The sequence below is a fragment of the Lysobacter fragariae genome (genome assembly GCF_054779775.1).
In genome coordinates, this window is the sequence record NZ_BAAGXP010000001.1 from 183,749 (window position 1) to 200,713 (window position 16,965).

Sequence of the window (16,965 nt, forward strand, 5' to 3'; positions counted from 1 at the left end):
GGCAGGCAATGCCGACTCACGCGCACGCGCGCGCTGTCAGCCCCTGCAACTCGGCCTCGATGGCCAGGTTTTCCAGATCACGCCCGACGGATGTCGCGGCGACGAGTTTCCCGGCGCGGAAATACCGGGCGGTGAAGTCACGTTGCGGCAGCGCGCCGTCGATGCGGATTTCGTCCCAGTTGTTTGCGATGCCGGTGCAGCGCACGTCGAGGCCGTGGTGGTGGGTCCAGAAGAACGGCACGTCGGAGAACGGCTCCTCGCCACCGAGCATATTCATCGCCGCGGTCTGGCCTTGTCGTTGTGCGTGCACCCAGTGTTCGACCCGGACCAGGTCCGCGCCATGTCGATAGCGCGCGACATCACCGGCGGCGTAGATGCCGGCGACCGACGTCTGCAGCTGCGCATCGACCAGGATGCCGTCGTCCACGGCCAGTCCTGCAGCAACCGCCAGCTGCGTTCGTGGCGAAACACCGGCCCCCACGACCACCAGATCGGCCGGCACCCTGGCGCCGCCCTCCAATGTGAGCACGCGTCCGTCGAAGTCTTTCGCGACCGAGCGGAGGTGGAACACCACGCCCTGCGCCTTGTGCAGGCCGGTGATGAAGCTGCCAACGTCGCGTCCGAGCGCGCGCTCCATCGGCACTTCCTCGGGCGCCACCACATGCACGTCAAGGCCTCGCGTGCGCAGGGCGCCGGCGGCTTCCAAGCCGATGAAGCCGGCGCCGATGAAGGCGACCGACTTCGCGCCGGTGCACGCCGCGATGATCGCGCGCGCATCCGCCAGCGAGCGCAGCGTGAACACGTTGGGCAGATCGAATCCCGGGACGGGCAATCGGCGCGGCTCCGCGCCGGTGGCGATGAGCAGGGCGTCATACGCGAAGCGCTCGCCGGAACCGGTGAGCACCTGTCGTGCGCCGGCATCTATCGCGGTGACCTCGAAATCCAGCCGCAGGTCGATGTCGCGCTCCGCATAGAACTCCGCGCCTTGCAGCGGAATCCAGTCTTCCGGCGCGGTGCCAGCCAGGTAGTCCTTGGACAGGTTGGGCCGATCGCAGGGCGCTGCGCTGTCGGCGCTCAGCATCGACAACGCGCCGGTGAATCCCATCCCACGCAATCGTTCCGCCGCCGCGAATCCAGCGGCGCCGCCGCCGATGATCACGATGCGTTCTGGCCGGATGCGCGGATGCGGTGGCGACAACTGCGTGGCCGCGTCCTGCGTGCGTACGAACACGAGATCGCCGACGATCTCGGTACGCCACGTCGGCAGCGACGCGAATGCAGGCGCGCGCAGCGCGGCGCCCGTGCGAAGACTGAAACACGCGTGATGCCACGGGCAGCGGATTTCTCCATCCGCTACCAGACCATCGGCCAGCGGCGCGCCGTAGTGGGTGCAGGCGCCGCCGACCGCATGAATACCGTCCTCCAGTCGCGCCAGCAGGACCGGCGCGCCATCGACGTGGCCGGCGAGCACGCCGTCGAGCGGGATGCTGGCCAACGGCACGCCTTTGGCAAGGTCGAGACCTGCAGGTGTGGTGTCGTCGTGTGCCATGGCGCGTCTCCTTCGACTGGACTTCCGCGTGCGACCGGATTTTCGCGTGCCACAGGATCACTGCACGCACGGATTGGATGCGGCAGGCGTTGGCGGGTTCCCGCGCGAACCGGATGGCGCGCGGGAACCTCGCGCGTGCTGCTGCATCTGCATGGGTATCTCCCTCCTTGAGGTCACGCCATGCTCGACGCCCGCCTGCCCACCGGCGAAATCACACCGTCCGCGCCAGATACCGCGACCGACAGTGTGCGCCCCACCCGCCTGGAAGCCGAGGCCGCCGTACGCACGCTGATCCGATGGGCCGGCGACCGGCCGGCACGCGAGGGGCTGGCGGACACGCCGGCGCGCGTGGTGCGCGCGTATGAAGAATGGTTTGGCGGGTACGCGCTCGATCCGGAGCAGATCCTCGGTCGCACGTTCGACCGCGCCGGTTACGACGATGTCGTGGTGCTCCGCGACATTCCCGTGCGTTCGGTGTGCGAGCACCACATGGCCGCGATCCGCGGCGTCGCGCATGTCGCCTATCTTCCCGGCGAGCGCGTCGTCGGCATCTCCAAGCTCGCGCGCCTGGTGGACGCCTATGCGCGGCGCCTGCAGATCCAGGAACGCCTGACCGCCGAAATCGCCGACACGCTGCATCGCGTCCTGCGACCGCGCGGTGTCGCGGTGGTCATCCAGGCCACGCACGAATGTATTTCGTCACGCGGGATCGGCATGCACGGTGTCGCAATGGTGACCCGGCGCATGCTGGGGCAGTTTGAACAGGACCCCTGGCGCGGCGACATCCTCGCGGCGTTGTCGGCCTGACGTTGTCCGCCGGTCTGATCCGGCAACATCAGCAACCGCTCACCCCAGACCAATCACCGCACCAATCGCCAGCAACGCCGGCACCGCCTGCACGAAGAAAATCCGCTTGTTGACCGTCGCCGCGCCATACGCGCCGGCGACTACGACACAGTCGAGGAAGAACAGCGCAAACTCGCGCGAGCCGGTGGCAACGCCATACAGCAGGCCCGCGGCAAGGAAGCCGTTGTAGAGACCCTGGTTGGCGGCGAGCGCCTTCGACTGCTCGGCCTTTTCGGCGGATTGGCGGAACACCTTCAATCCCATGGGCCGGGTCCACAGGAACATCTCGAGCACGAGGAAATAGAAGTGCAGCAGGGCAACCACGACGATCAGAAAAATGGCAGCGATGGACATGCGGTTCTCCGTGGAGTTGAATCAGTTGCGACGCGTTGAGTGGAGCGTGCGCATTCCAGCCATCGCACCACCGGTAAGTCGTGCACCGTCCATATCTCACTGGCGCACGATGCCGATGCCAAGCGTCATGAAGCCGACCTTGGAGCACATGCGCGGCGGCAAAGCGGTCCGCGCAGCTTGCTGAATCCTGCTCACACGCTTCCCACCTGGTAATCGGGCATGGCGTAGTCGTCGCGGGCACGGCGCGACAGCCGCCAGCCGACCACGCTGGCGACGGCGCCCGAACAGGCCGCCATCAGGGCAAAGCCGGATACGCCGGCGCCCATCGCGCGCAAGCCGTCCATGATCGAGGACACCGACAGGTCGCCGAAACGCCATACCGCCGTATCGACGGCGTTCTTGCCCTTGTAACGCAGGCTGCGCGGCACCAGCGAGAACAGGCTCTCCCGCGCCGGCCCCATCAGTCCGTAGGCCATCGCGCGGCTGACCACCAATGCCAGCGCGACCCACGGCATCACCAGTACCAGTTCGGTCATCGACCGCGCCAGGTCCGCGAGCCATCCGCTGCCGTGGATGCCACCCACGAGTTGCGCGACCCGCGCCGCCGGCACACCGCTGATGGCCGCGTGCGGATCGGCGACGAAAGCCGCAAGCCCCAGCACCACCATCACGCCGGCGCCCCAGGTCGCGATCAGCGCGCCGGCGCCGTAGCGCGGCAGCAGCCAGCGGGTGAGCGTGAGTTGCAACGCCACCTGCAACAGGTTGGTGGCCATGTCCAGGCCACCGAAGAAGCGGGTGCGTGCTATGGCATCGACGTAGGCGTCGCGTGCGTAGTCGGCGACCAGTGCGTAGTTGACGGTACCGATGCCGTCGCCCAGCAGGAGCAGCAACGACATGCTGCGCACGAAGGGATTGGCGAAGACCTGCTTGAGTCCCTCCCACATGCTGCCGCCCACTGCCGATTCGTGCCCGACCTCGAAGCGGCGCGCCCCATGGACGCGGGCCCAGCGCCCCAGCAGCACCGCGCAGGATGCCGCCACCACCAGCAGCGTCGCCGAAACAACCAGCAACGACGCCACCCCGATCCGGGACACCAGCACCTGGGTGATCGCCGGGCCTGCCACTGCGCCGGCGGTTCCACCCAGCGCGATGATCGGGAACAGTCGCCGCGCCTGGGCTTCGTCCCAGATGTCCACCATGAAGCTCCAGAACACCGCGACCACGAACAGGTTGAATACGCTGACCCAGACGAAGAAAACCACCCCGAGCACGTACGGCGCGATCAACCCCTGGAAAGTGAAGAACGGTATGAACGCGAACAGGCAGGCGATGAAGAACACGTACACCAATGGCACGACGATGCGTCGCGGATAGCGCGCCGCCAGTGCCGCGAACAACGGTGTCAGCACCAGCGTCGTCGCGAATACCGTCGCGTAGAACCAGGTCTGGTGGGTGGACCCGCCGACCGCCGAGAACAGCTGCTCCCGCACCGGACGCAGGATGTAGTAGGCGGCCAGCACGCAGAAGAAGTAGACGAAGGAGATGGCGACGGCGCGCTTCTCGCTCGAATGGATGGCGGCTTCACTCGGGTAATCCGGCACGGTGTCCACGGGGCGGGTCATCCGCGGTTCCTGCGGGTTGGGATCTGCGCACGGTAGCCCAAGGCGACCGGCGCCGCGACCGGCGCAGCACCGCGAGTGGCTGCCGGATCGCTGGACGAGCATTTGCTCTAGTCTTGGGGCATAGCTTCGCAGCGTCAGGAAACCGGGGCAGTACGTTGTTCGACTTCATCATCATCGGCGCCGGTTCGGCCGGCTGCGTGCTGGCCAACCGCCTGAGCGAAGACCCGGACTGCAAGGTCCTCCTGCTGGAAGCCGGTCCGCGTGACTGGCATCCCTTCATTCACATGCCCGCGGGCCTGGCCAAGCTCGGCAGCAACATGGCGATCAACTGGGACTACAGCACCGTCCCCGAGCCCCAGCTCAACAACCGGGTGCTGTGGTGGCCGCGCGGCAAGGTGCTGGGCGGGTCCAGCTCGATCAACGCGATGTGTTACATCCGCGGCGTCGCCGGCGACTACAACGACTGGGCGGCGCAGGGCGCGACCGGCTGGGACTGGAAGGGCGTGCTGCCCTATTTCCGTCGCAGCGAGCGCAATGAACGCGGCGGCGACACGCTGCACGGCGACCAGGGGCCGCTGTACGTCTCCAACCTTCGCCACGTCAACCCGCTCACCCACGCCTTCATCGAGGCCGGGCAGCAGGCCGGTTATGTACGAAACGACGACTTCAACGGCCCGAGCCAGGTTGGCTTTGGCCAGTACCAGGTGACGCAGAAGAACGGCGCCCGCTGCTCCTCCGCCGTCGCCTACCTCGACCCGGTAAAGGCGCGACACAACCTCACCGTGATCACCGGCGCCAAAGCGAACCGCATCACGATCGAGAACGGACGCGCCACGGGCGTGACCTATACCGTCGGTGGCAAGGCGTTCCATCAGGCCGCCTCGCGCGAAGTGCTGCTGTCGGGTGGCGCGATCAACTCACCGCAGCTGCTGATGCTGTCCGGCATCGGCCCGGCTGACCAGCTGCGTCGGCATGGCATCGACGTCGTGGCCGACCTGCCACAGGTTGGCGAGAACCTGCAGGACCACCTCGATACGAGCACCCTGCTGCACTGTTCGCAACGCGTCAGCTACGACCGCGTGAGCGAGGTGAAGACTGCGTTCGATTTCTTCCTGCGCGGCCATATCGGTCCCGGCACCAGCAACATCGCCGAGGGTGGCGCCTTCCTGCGCTCGCAGTTCGCCCCGGACGAGCGCGCCGACATCCAGCTGCACTTCATCCCGGCGATGATCGACAACCACGGCCGCAATCGCCCGCCCGGCGATGGCTACACGATGCATGCATGCTTCCTGCGACCGCACAGCCGCGGACGCATCAGCCTGGCCAGCGGCAGCGCCGGCGACAAGCCCCGCATCGAGGCGAACTACTTCAGCGACGCCGACGGTTTCGACCTGAAGATGACATTGGAATGCGCCAAGCTCTCGCGCGAGATCCTGGCGCAGAAGGCGTTCGACTCCTATCGCGGCGCGCCGATCTTCCCTGCGCGCAATGACCTGAGCGATGCCGAGCTGGTCGAGTTCATCCGCGCCAAGGCCGAAACCGTGTACCACCCGGTGGGCACTTGCCGCATGGGCAGCGACGATGCCGCCGTAGTGGATCCGCAGCTGCGCGTACGCGGCGTGGACGGCCTGCGCGTCATCGATGCATCGGTGATGCCGACGCTGGTCAGTGGCAACACCAACGCGCCGACGATCATGATCGCGGAGCGGGCATCGGATCTGATCCGCTCGGCTTGATCGTCCGGTTGATTCGTTCGGCTCGGTTTGATCCGTACGGCTGGATGCGTTCGGCTTGATCTGTTCAATCTGAAGCGCTATCGCGATCCGTCCTTCGACTCCGCCTCGCTCAGGATGAGCGGAGTCGGCATAGAAGAGTGCCCAGACTGATCGAGTTACCGGACAACCCAACCGCTCATCCTGAGCGTAGCGCACAGCGCGAAGTCGAAGGATCCACACCACTGCCCACCCTGGGTGCAGCCCGCTACGCCTTGCCCAGCATCGGCGGCAGCGGGCAGTGCAGTACGCCGCAGATCGTGCGCAGCAGCTCCGCCTCGGCCACGTCGACGCGACCGTCGAAACCGATCGTCGCCGTGATCGCCTCGACCAGCGACTGCTTCGCCAGCGGCTCCAGCGCATCCAGCGGCACCCATGCGTCGTCGAGTGCCAGCACGCCATTGCCGCGCAGCTGGTACGGCAGTGCGTCGTTCGGCAGCACGCGCTGCACACCCGCAAGGTAGGCGCGCCGGGCCATTTCAGGATCGGCGTTGCCGCTTTGCGCGACCACCGCGAGCAGCGTCGAAATCTCGCCGCGGACGTCGCCCAGGTGCCGGCGACCGAAACGCGCATAGCGCGACGGATCCAACGATTCGCGCACCTGCAGCGTCAGCAGTCGTGCCAGGCAATACTCGAACAGCGACACCTGGCCATCGGCGAAGACCACCGCATTGACCGCATCCAGGAACACGTCGAGCTCCGGGCGCGGGCGCAGGCGCAGCACCGGGAATGCCAGCGACGCCAACGGCAGTCGCAGCATCGGATGCAGCGTCGCGATGTGCTGCTGGTGCAGGCGACGCACTTCCACCGCAACGACCTTGCCAAGACGCGCAGCGATTTCCTCGCCCTGCCGGTCGGCGATCTCGGCACGCTCGTCCAGCAGCAGCGCCAGCAGCAGCGGCATCACGGCTTCGCGGCGTGCGCACAGCGCGCGCACGTCGTCGGGCATGTTGGCGACGATCACATCGGCGCGGCGGTAGTCGTCGGAACCGGGATGCGCCACCTGCGCCGTCACCATCGGCGGCGTCACGGCCTGCTGGATGTCCGTCGCGGGCAACGGCGGCGGGCCGCTCCGCGTGATCAGTCCCAGCTGCACGTCCTCGTCCAGCCCGTCCGGCGGCGCGTTCAGCCATTGCGCCTTCAGCCGCTCGAGCTGATCGCTGCGGAATTGCGGTTCCAGCGCCTGGATGCGCTCCAGCAACGGCGGATGCGTGGCGAACATGGCGCTGAAGCCGACGCCATCGCCGAACAGCATGTGGCTGACTTCCTCGGCGTCACCCTTGCGCGCCAGCAGGCTGCCTTCATGCACGCCACCGATCTTCTTCAGCGCGCCGGCCAGCCCCGTGGTCTGGCGCGTGAACTGCACCGCGGAGGCGTCGGCGAGCCGTTCGCGCGAGCGGCTGACGCCGGCCTTGATCAACCGGCCGAAGAACAGGCCGACGAAACCAATCACCATCGCCACCAGCGCCGCGGCGAAAACCGCCAGCGCGCCCTTGCTGTCGCTGTCGCTGAAACTCCCGTACTGCAGGATCTTCTTGCCGATCAGCGCGATCATCAGGATGCCGAACAGCACGCCGATCAGGCGGATGTTCAGGCGCATGTCGCCGTTGAGGATGTGGCTGAACTCATGCGCGATCACGCCCTGCAGCTCGTCGCGATTGAGCCGTTCCAATGCGCCGCGCGTCACCGCGACCACCGCATCGGATGTCGAGAACCCCGCGGCGAAGGCATTGATCGCCGCCTCGTGTTCCAGCACGTAGAGCTTGGGCATCGGCACGCCGGAAGCGATCGCGATTTCCTCGACCACGTTGCGCAGGCGGCGCAGGTTGAAATCGTTGGTGGCTTCCGGGACCGGCACGCCACCCAGTTGTAGCGCGATGGCTTCACCGCCCCCGCGCAGCGTGGCGATGCGGTACAGCGAGCCCAGCCCGATGACGGCCAGCATCGCCACGGTGAAGAACGCGAGCACCCCACCCGCATGCGTGGCGCCTTCGCGCAGGGCACCGGTGGCGAGGAGTGCCGCCAGGTCCACCGAGAGCACGATGCCGGCGACCGCCAGCGCGAACAGCATGATCAGGCGCGTGGAATTGCGCCGCGCGGCGGCTTGGTGTTCGAAGAAATTCATGGCGTGATGGGGAACCCGAAGCAGGGAACGAAGAACAGGAAGCAAGGTGCGTCGATCGCGTTGCCTGACCTCATCGGTGACCCGGCAGAGATGGCCCGGCAACCGACGGTGGAACCGCGGACGCAACCGCGCCGCGGTTCCCTATTCCCGATTCCCGCTTAGAACTGCACCTTGGGTGCGGCGCGGACCTGTGCCTGCTGGTCGGCCGGAATCTCCAGCAGCGCCGCCGGGGTGAAATTGAACATGCCGGCGATCACGCTGGACGGGAACACCTCGCGCTTGTTGTTGTAGCCCATCACGCTGTCGTTGAAGGCCTGGCGCGCGAAGGCGACCTTGTTCTCGGTCGAGGTCAGCTCCTCGGTGAGCTGCATCATGTTCTGGTTGGCCTTGAGGTCCGGGTAGGCCTCGGCCACGGCGAGCAGGCGGCCCAGCGCACCGTTGAGCACGCCCTGCGAGGCGGACAGTTCGGCCATCGCGGCCGGATCCCCCGGGCTGGCCTTGGCGGCCGACAGGCCCGACATGGCGGCGCTGCGGGCGGCGATCACCGCTTCAAGGGTCTCGCGCTCGTGCTTGAGGTAGCCCTTGGCGGTTTCCACCAGGTTCGGGATCAGGTCGAATCGGCGCTGCAGCTGCACGTCGATCTGGGCAAAGGCATTCTTGAAGGCGTTCCTGGCGGTGATCAGGCCGTTGTAGATACCCATGGCCCAGAACGCCAACACGATCACCAAACCCAACAAAATCAGAAGGCTGAACATGGTTTCTTCCCCACTCCCTTGAAATTGCGCGCTATGATCAGGCGCGTTTTACCAGCATACGCAGGCACTGCGAGCGATGAAAGACAACACCCGCCGCCGGTCCCGCAGGATGTGGCAAACCGGACTGATCATGTCCTGCCTGATGACCCAGGCACTTGGGGCGCAGACGCCGCTGCGCTGGGAAGGCGCAACCCCGCAGAGCGCCGTTTCCCGCTCGGGCTCCATCGACCGCAGCTACGCCGGCGCGGAAAACGTCCTGCCGCTCGGCTCCAATTTCGACGTCGCCCAGTTCGAGGCGATGGCACAGCAGCTGGTGTCCAGCGGCAAGGTGCCGGGGATGGCACTGGCCATCGTCCACAACGGCCGGATCCTCACGGCGCGCGGTTTCGGCATCACCGACACCTCCGCGCCCACGCCGGTGGACTCGCATACGGTCTTCCGCCTCGCCTCGCTGTCCAAGGCCTTCGCGGGCACCCTGACCGGCATGCTGGTCAACGACGGCACGCTGCGCTGGGACACCAAAGTCAGCCAGTACCGCCCGGACTTCCGCCTGGCCGATCCCAACGCGGCCCAGATGCTCACCGTCGCCGACGTGCTCAGTCACCGCGTGGGCCTCAGGCACAACGCCTACGACCGCGACCTGGAAGCCAACGTCGATTACCGCACGCTGACGCAGAAGCTGGCGTACGCGCCGATGGAATGCGCGCCGGGCACCTGCTACGGCTACCAGAACATCGCCTTCAGCCTGATCGGCGACGTGATCCAGGGCGCCACGGGCATGGACTACGGGCAGGAAGTGCAGTCGCGCATCTTCCGTCCGCTGGGCATGAACGACGCCAGCGTCGGCCTGGCCGGCATCGCCGCGAGCGCGAGCTGGGCGCGCCCGCACGTGCGTTCGCGCAACGGCTGGCTGTCCCTGTATCCCAAGCCCAGCTACTACCAGGTCTCGCCGGCCGCCGGCGTCAACGCCAGCGCCAGCGACATGGCGCAGTGGCTGCTCGCGCACACGGGCCACCGCACCGACGTGCTGTCGGCACCGCTGCTGGCGACGCTGCACCAGCCGCTCGTCGATACGCCCAGCGAAATCCGTGGTTCGTCGTGGCGTCGTGAGCGCCTGTATTCGGCGGGCTATGCACTGGGCTGGCGCGTGTACGACTACGCCGGCCATCGCCTGGTCTTCCACGGTGGCGCCGTGCAGGGCTATCGCGGCGTGGTCGCGATGCTGCCCGAACAGGACCTCGGCATCGCCCTGCTGTGGAACAGCGACGGCTCGGCGCCTTCGGGCATGCTGCCAACGATGCTCGACCGCGCGATCGGGCTGAGCGACCGTACCTGGATCGATACCGAATTCGAGGAACCCTCGCTGTTCGTCAAGGGCCAGGATCCGAATCCGAACGACGCCGGCACGACCACGACCCGGGCGACGTCAGCGCCGCGCTGAGTTCGCTGCGTGGGACCGCGCCGTCCAGATCGGGGGGCGCAGCACCAGCGACACACGGACCGGGCGACAAACACATCGATGCCATCAATCACGAGGGCGGGCCGGAAGGCTCGCCCTTTTTGTTGCCCGCCGTTGCGAAGCTTCGCGACGCCAACGACGCGCAATTGCTCCGGGAATGCTCTACTCGTCCTTGTTGCCATCCTCGGCAACGAAATCCAGCGCTGCCGAGTTGATGCAGTAGCGCAGGCCGGTCGGTCGCGGTCCGTCGGGAAATACATGCCCCAGGTGCGAAGCACAGCGGGCGCATTTCACTTCCACCCGCCGCATGCCGTGGGTTTCGTCGACGTGTTCGCTCACCGCCTGTGCGTCCAGCGGCTGCCAGTAGCTTGGCCAGCCACTGCCCGAGTCGTACTTCGCGTTGGATGCGAACAGATGGGCTCCGCACGCCACGCAGGTGTAGGTGCCGACCGCCTTGTGGTTCCAGAACCTTCCGGTGAACGCGCGCTCGGTGGCCGAACACCGGCACACCGCGTACTGCTCGGGACTGAGCTGTTCACGCCACTGTTCATCGGTCTGTTCGATCGTGCACGACGGCGCCGACGGCGGAGTGGAGGGCAGGTTCGACATGGCGGTTCCTCCCGCAACTGCTGAAGATGAATGCAGATGCCGGCAAGATGGGCTCTGCATTGCCCGTATGCAAGGGATGCGGCAAGCTAGCGGCCGTTTGCTATCCACCAACGGATGCCCCGTGCGCCAAAGCCTCCGACTGCTCCCGTTGTCGCTGTGCATCGCCCTCGCCCTGCCGGCCCACGCCCGGGATGACGACGAAAACTGGGGGCTGTGTCCGATCAACGACGCCATCCCGACCTTCACCGACGCGCCGGCGCCGGAAGGTTCGGCGGAGGCGCGCGTCGGCCAGCCCACACAGATCCAGGGCGACCAGTTGGAAGACAAGGAAAACGACAAGACCATCGTCCAGGGCAACGTCGCCCTGAGTCGCGGCGACCAGTTCCTGGGCACCGACAAGCTCACCTTCAATCGTGAGAGCGGCGACTACACCGCCGAAGGCAATGTCCGCTACCAGGATTCGGGCATGCGCGTGGTCGCACATCGCGCGTCGGGCAATCAGGACAAGGACACCCACCGCATCGAAGACCTGCAGTACCAACTGACCCGTCGCCGCGGCAACGGTGGCGCGAAGGCCATCGACATGCACGGGGCGGAGGGCTCGCTGACAGGCTCCACCTATTCGACGTGCGATCCCGACCATCGCGCCTGGGAACTGCGCGCGCGTCGCATCGACATCGATACCGAGAAAGGCATGGGCGTGGCCCACAACGCGACGCTGCGCATCGGCAAGGTGCCCGTGTTGCACGTGCCGTGGTTCATGTTCCCGATCGACGACCGTCGCCGCACCGGCCTGCTCTATCCGGCGATCTCGATGTCGGGTCGTAACGGCTTCGACTACCGCCAGCCGATCTACCTCAACCTGGCGCCCAATTACGACGCCACCCTCAACCCACGCATCATGTCCAAGCGCGGCGCGATGCTGGGCGGCGAATTCCGCTGGCTGTACGAGAACGGCAGCGGTGAGCTGTCGGGCAACTACATGCCGCACGACAACCTGCCGGGCGACGAACCCGACCGCTATCTGTCCTACCCCAACGGCAGCCTGCCTGAGAAGGATCGCGGCATGCTGCGGCTGAAGGCGTTCCATGCCCTCAATCCGACCTGGTACGCCCGCGCCAACCTGGGTTGGATCAGCGACACGCATTACATGGAGGACTTCAGCAACAGCCTCTATGGCATCTCCGCTTTCGCCATCCGCAGCAGCGTCGGCCTGTATGGCCGCGGCCGCTGGTGGAATGCGGGGCTGGTCGCCGACCACCAGCAACTGGCCGACTACACGCTCACCGAGGGCAACCTGCAGTACGACCACATGCCGCGCGCCTACTTCAGCTGGGACCAGCCGTTCGGCAAGTGGTTCGAGGCCGGACTGGATGCAGAGGCTTCGCGTTTCCGGCACGCCGACATCCGCCAGGCGGGGCCCGATATCAATGTCCCGGCCGGCAGCCGTTTCGACTTCAAGCCCTACATCGGCATGAACCTGGAAGGCGCCGCATGGTTCCTGCGTCCGCGCCTTGCGTGGCGCTATACCGGCTACCAGCTGGACGGCAGCCCCACGGACCGTGCCAACGACTATGTCCGGCGTTACGGCGGCACGGTGACGCCCGAATTGCTGACGCAGCTGAGCGACGCCAGCCCCAGCCGCAGCCTGCCGATCACCAGCGTCGACATGGGCCTGTACTTCGACCGCGAGGCCACCATCCGCGGCGACCGCTACCTGCAGACGCTCGAACCACGCCTGTATTACCTGAATGTGCCGTTCCGCAACCAGGACGGCCTGCCGGTGTTCGACACCAACCCGCTGACCTTCACTTGGGGCCAGTTGTTCCGCGACAACCGCTACACCGGCGCCGATCGCCAGAGCGATGCCAACCAGCTCACCGCGGCCATCACCACCCGCTTCATCGGCCAGGAAGACGGCCGCGAGCGGCTGTCGGTGAGCCTGGGGCAGATCAAGTATTTCGAAGATAGCCGCGTCGTGTTGCCCAACGAATTGCAGGTAGAGCGTGGCAAGTCGGCCTGGGTGGCCGAAGCCTCCGTATCGCCGAGCGACCGCTGGAACATCGCCGCCGCCTACCAGTGGGACCCCAAGTATCACGGTACGGACCTTGCGAGCCTGCGCGCGCGCTACCTGATCGGAGATGCCGGCGTGGTCAACCTGGGCTACCGCTACCGCCGCAACACCCTGGACCGGACCGACCTGCTCAAGCAGGCCGACCTGTCCTTCCTGTATCCGGTCAGCGCCAACTGGAGCGTCGTCGGCCGCTACTACTACTCGCTGCTCGACCATAAGCCGCTGGAACAACTGGCCGGCGTGCAATGGGAAAGCTGCTGCCTGGCCGTGCGCGTGCTGGCCCGCCGCTACCTGCGCAACCGCAGCGGCGACCTGAACAATTCCCTCCAGGTCGAGTTCGAGCTGAAGGGTCTGGGCTCCGCCGGCCAGGACACGAGGCGCGTAATGCGCCGTGCTATCCTCGGCTACGACCGCGACGACCTCTATCTCGTCCCGCCCTCCTCGGTCTCCCAGACCGACAGCGACCTCTCTTCCGACCCCACGACTCCATGAAGAATCTGTTCGCGTGCCTCCTGCTGGCCGCCAGCCTCACCGGCGCCCCGGCCTTCGCCCAGCTGCAACCCGTCGACCGCATCGCGGCGATCGTGGACGAGGACGTGGTCCTGCGCAGCGAGCTCGACCGCGCCGTCCACAACATCCGCGCCCAGTACGTCGGCAAGGAAAACCAGCTACCGCCGCCTGACGTGCTGGAACGGCAGGTCATGGAGCGACTGGTCCTGCAGAGGCTGCAGATGGCCCGCGCCGAACAGACCGGCGTTCACGTGACCGACCAGGAAGTCGACCAGGCCATCGGCGGCATCGCCCAGCAGAACCACGTCAGCCTCGACCAGCTACGACAGCAGGTCACGCAGAGCGGCACCAGCTTCCCCGAGTTCCGCGACTCCATCCGTGAGGAACTGACGATCCAGCGCATGCGCCAGCGCTTCGCCCAGAGCCGCATCCAGGTCACCGAGGCCGAGGTCGATGCCGCGATGGAAGCCCAGAAGAATGTCGGCGCGCAGTACCACCTGGCCCACATCCTGGTCGCCCTGCCCGAAGGCGCGACGCCTGAGCAGATCACCACCGCACAACGCAAGATCGAAGGCGTTCAGGGCCTGCTGGAACGTGGCGAGATGGATTTCAATGCCGCCGCGGTCCGCTACTCCGACAGCCCCAACGCGCTGGAAGGCGGCGATCTGGGATGGCGCGCAATCGATGAGATTCCGGGCGCCTTCGCCACCTTGATCCGGGAAATGAAGCCGGGCCAGGTCAGCCAACCCCTGCGCGGCTCAAGCGGCTTCCAGCTGGTCAAGCTGGTGGAAGTGCGCGACAGCAGCCAGGGCGGCAGCGGCCAGATGATCACCGAAGTCCACGCCCGCCACATCCTGATCCGTACCGCCGATGCCGTGTCCGACGCCGCCGCCAAGGCGAAGATCGACACCATCGCTGCGCGCCTCGCTGGCGGCGCCGATTTCGCCGAACTCGCCAAGGCCGAATCGCAGGACATCAATTCGCAGGCCAAGGGTGGCGATCTGGGCTGGTTCGAGCCGTCGGTCTACGGTCTGCAGTTCGGTGGCCAGGTCAGCGCGCTGAGCGACGGCCAGGTTTCCGCACCGTTCAACTCCGATGCCGGCTGGCACATCGTCCAACGCCTGGCCAGCCGCCAGGTCGACTCCGGCGAGAAGAACCGCCGCGCCCAGGTGAGCGACACGATCGGTCGCCGCAAGCTTGAGGAAGAGTGGAACCGCTACCTGCGCGAGATCCGTGGCGAAGCCTACGTCCTCGACATGCGCAACGGCATTCCGACGGACGAGAAGCCCGCCGAAGCACCGGCACAGGCCCCGGCCCCCACGACACCGCCGAACGGCTGACCGCATGAGCGACATCCGGCTTGCGCTGGTCCCGGGCGAACCGGCCGGCGTCGGGCCGGAGCTGTGCGTGCGGCTCGCCCAGCAGCCGCGCGACTACACCCTTACCGCATTCGCAGACCCGCATAGCCTGCAGGCCGCCGCCGACGCGCTCGGCTTGCCGCTGTCGCTGGTCGAAGGCGACACCACGCAGGCGGGCCAACTGGCCTGCGTCCCGATCCCGAACGCGATCCAGCCGACCTTCGGCGCACCCGACCCGCGCAATGCCGCCGCCGTGATCGCGGCGCTGACACAGGCCGCGCAGGGCTGCATCGACGGCCGCTTCGACGGCGTGGTCACCGGCCCCGTGCACAAGGCCGCGATCAACGAAGGCGGTATCGCCTACACCGGAACCACCGAGTTGCTCGCCCGGCACGCCGGACGCGACGTGGTGATGATGCTCGCCAACGACATCGTCCGCGTCGCACTGGTCACCACGCACCTGCCGCTGCGCGATGTCGCCGCCGCGATCACGCCGCAGGCAGTCGCGCTTACGTTGCGCATCACCCACGCCGCGCTGCGCCGCGATTTCGGCATCGCCGATCCGGCCATCGCCGTGCTCGGCCTGAACCCGCATGCGGGCGAAGCCGGCCACCTGGGCCGCGAGGAAATCGACGTCATCGAACCGGTGCTCGCCACGCTTCGCGGCGAAGGCATGCAGCTCTTCGGCCCGCTGCCGGCCGACACCGCTTTCCTGCCGGCCAAGCTGCGCGGCTTCGACGCCGTGGTCGCGATGTACCACGACCAGGGCCTGCCGGTACTCAAGTACAGCGGCTTCGAGCACGCGGTGAACCTCACCCTCGGCCTGCCCTACCCGCGTGTCGCCGTCGACCACGGCACCGCACTGGACCTCGCCGGCCGGGGCATCGCCGATGCCTCCAGCCTGATTGCCGCCGCCACGACCTGCGCACGCATGGCGCGCCTTGCCCGCACAATGCGCGCATGAGCAAATCCACGCCCCGCTTCACCGAATCGGCTAGATCATCCTCCAAGGGCTTTTCCGCCGAGGCGAAAAAGCACCTCGGCCAGCACTTCCTGCATGACCGCGGGATCATCGACATGATCGTGCACGCGGTGGATCCGCAACCCGGCGAACGGCTGGTCGAGATCGGCCCGGGACAGGGTGCGATCACCTTCCCGCTGCTCGACCGCCATCGCGAACTCACCGTCATCGAGTTCGATCGCGACCTGATCTTTCCGCTCACCGAAGCCGCACGTGCGCACGGCACGCTGGAAATCATCCATCGCGACGTGCTTTCCGTCGATTTCGGCGCGCTCGCCCACAATGGCGGTGAGAACGCGCGCCTGCGACTGGTCGGCAACCTGCCCTACAACCTGTCCTCGCCGATTCTGTTCCACGCGCTCGACCATGCTGCCGCGATCATCGACATGCACTTCATGCTGCAGAAGGAAGTCGTCGATCGCATGGCCGCCGGCCCCGGCAGCAAGGTCTACGGCCGCCTGGGCGTGATGCTGCAGGCGTATTGCGAAGTGACGGCGCTGTTCGACGTGCCGCCCGGCGCATTCAGGCCGCCGCCGAAGGTGGATTCGGCGGTGGTGCGACTGGTGCCGCGCGATCCGGCATCGATCGGGATCGTCGATCCGGTCCGCTTCGCCTCCGTGGTGCGCGATGCGTTCGGGCAGCGTCGCAAGACCCTGCGCAACGCGCTGTCGCAGCTGTGCGATGCCGCCGCGATCGAGGCCGCCGGCATCCGTCCGGACGCACGCGCCGAGCAGATCGAAGTCGCCGATTTCATTCGCCTGGCCAATTCGCTGGGGGCGGCCCACGACAACCCGTGAACACGAGGTTGTCGAGGCCGCGCCCGCGGCGCATGAACGTCGGACTCGAACGCTTTGTCGCCCGGGACCAGACAACAGGTTCCTCGCTACGCCCGGGATGACGCCAAATCCGCT

At 66.9% G+C, this 16,965-nt stretch carries 13 protein-coding genes; 7 read left to right on the forward strand and 6 right to left on the reverse strand.

Annotated elements, in window-relative coordinates:
* Positions 1-16 precede the first annotated feature (16 nt).
* Entirely contained in the window at positions 17-1,549 is a 1,533-nt protein-coding gene (locus tag ACYVD7_RS00860; protein WP_460758164.1) for an FAD-dependent oxidoreductase, read from the reverse strand.
* 180 nt (positions 1,550-1,729) lie between these two features.
* Between ACYVD7_RS00860 and folE the strand changes: the two genes are divergently transcribed.
* The gene (gene folE, locus ACYVD7_RS00865) at positions 1,730-2,356 is read left to right on the forward strand and encodes a GTP cyclohydrolase I (protein ID WP_460758165.1); all 627 of its coding nucleotides are present in this window, start codon (positions 1,730-1,732) and stop codon (positions 2,354-2,356) included.
* A gap of 39 nt (positions 2,357-2,395) precedes the next feature.
* Here the strand turns inward: folE and ACYVD7_RS00870 are convergent, their stop codons facing one another.
* Positions 2,396-2,749, reverse strand: coding sequence for a DUF1304 domain-containing protein (locus ACYVD7_RS00870; protein ID WP_460758168.1), 354 nt, complete (start codon positions 2,747-2,749; stop codon positions 2,396-2,398).
* A gap of 191 nt (positions 2,750-2,940) precedes the next feature.
* Positions 2,941-4,371 carry an NTP/NDP exchange transporter gene (locus tag ACYVD7_RS00875; RefSeq protein ID WP_460758169.1) on the reverse strand — a complete coding sequence of 477 codons (1,431 nt, stop codon included), beginning with the start codon at positions 4,369-4,371 and terminating at the stop codon, positions 2,941-2,943.
* A gap of 155 nt (positions 4,372-4,526) precedes the next feature.
* Between ACYVD7_RS00875 and ACYVD7_RS00880 the strand changes: the two genes are divergently transcribed.
* The gene (locus ACYVD7_RS00880) at positions 4,527-6,107 is read left to right on the forward strand and encodes a GMC family oxidoreductase (RefSeq protein ID WP_460758171.1); all 1,581 of its coding nucleotides are present in this window, start codon (positions 4,527-4,529) and stop codon (positions 6,105-6,107) included.
* 244 nt (positions 6,108-6,351) lie between these two features.
* Here ACYVD7_RS00880 and ACYVD7_RS00885 read toward each other — a convergent pair whose 3' ends face one another.
* Positions 6,352-8,268: a M48 family metallopeptidase gene (locus ACYVD7_RS00885; RefSeq protein ID WP_460758172.1), complete on the reverse strand. Its 1,917-nt coding sequence runs from the start codon at positions 8,266-8,268 to the stop codon at positions 6,352-6,354.
* 158 nt (positions 8,269-8,426) lie between these two features.
* The gene (locus ACYVD7_RS00890) at positions 8,427-9,023 is read right to left on the reverse strand and encodes a LemA family protein (protein ID WP_460758174.1); all 597 of its coding nucleotides are present in this window, start codon (positions 9,021-9,023) and stop codon (positions 8,427-8,429) included.
* A gap of 109 nt (positions 9,024-9,132) precedes the next feature.
* On the opposite strand from ACYVD7_RS00890, the gene ACYVD7_RS00895 reads away from it, so the two are divergent.
* Positions 9,133-10,464 carry a serine hydrolase domain-containing protein gene (locus ACYVD7_RS00895; protein WP_460758725.1) on the forward strand — a complete coding sequence of 444 codons (1,332 nt, stop codon included), beginning with the start codon at positions 9,133-9,135 and terminating at the stop codon, positions 10,462-10,464.
* A gap of 180 nt (positions 10,465-10,644) precedes the next feature.
* Here ACYVD7_RS00895 and msrB read toward each other — a convergent pair whose 3' ends face one another.
* Positions 10,645-11,091 carry a peptide-methionine (R)-S-oxide reductase MsrB gene (gene msrB / locus ACYVD7_RS00900; protein WP_460758175.1) on the reverse strand — a complete coding sequence of 149 codons (447 nt, stop codon included), beginning with the start codon at positions 11,089-11,091 and terminating at the stop codon, positions 10,645-10,647.
* 121 nt (positions 11,092-11,212) lie between these two features.
* Here msrB and lptD point away from each other — a divergent pair, with 121 nt between their 5' ends.
* From lptD to rsmA, 4 genes are read left to right on the forward strand one after another with little or no spacing between them, the layout of a single operon-like run.
* Positions 11,213-13,657, forward strand: coding sequence for an LPS-assembly protein LptD (lptD, locus tag ACYVD7_RS00905; RefSeq protein WP_460758177.1), 2,445 nt, complete (start codon positions 11,213-11,215; stop codon positions 13,655-13,657).
* The gene (locus ACYVD7_RS00910; protein WP_460758178.1) at positions 13,654-15,015 is read left to right on the forward strand and encodes a peptidylprolyl isomerase; all 1,362 of its coding nucleotides are present in this window, start codon (positions 13,654-13,656) and stop codon (positions 15,013-15,015) included. The genes lptD and ACYVD7_RS00910 overlap by 4 nt, the downstream gene beginning before the upstream one ends.
* 4 nt (positions 15,016-15,019) lie before the next feature.
* On the forward strand, positions 15,020-15,997 hold the full coding sequence (pdxA, locus tag ACYVD7_RS00915; RefSeq protein WP_460758180.1) for a 4-hydroxythreonine-4-phosphate dehydrogenase PdxA: 978 nt from the start codon (positions 15,020-15,022) through the stop codon (positions 15,995-15,997).
* Positions 15,994-16,851, forward strand: a complete 858-nt coding sequence (rsmA, locus tag ACYVD7_RS00920; RefSeq protein ID WP_460758181.1) for a 16S rRNA (adenine(1518)-N(6)/adenine(1519)-N(6))-dimethyltransferase RsmA — start codon at positions 15,994-15,996, stop codon at positions 16,849-16,851. Before pdxA ends, rsmA begins: the two co-directional genes overlap by 4 nt.
* Positions 16,852-16,965: the final 114 nt, after the last annotated feature.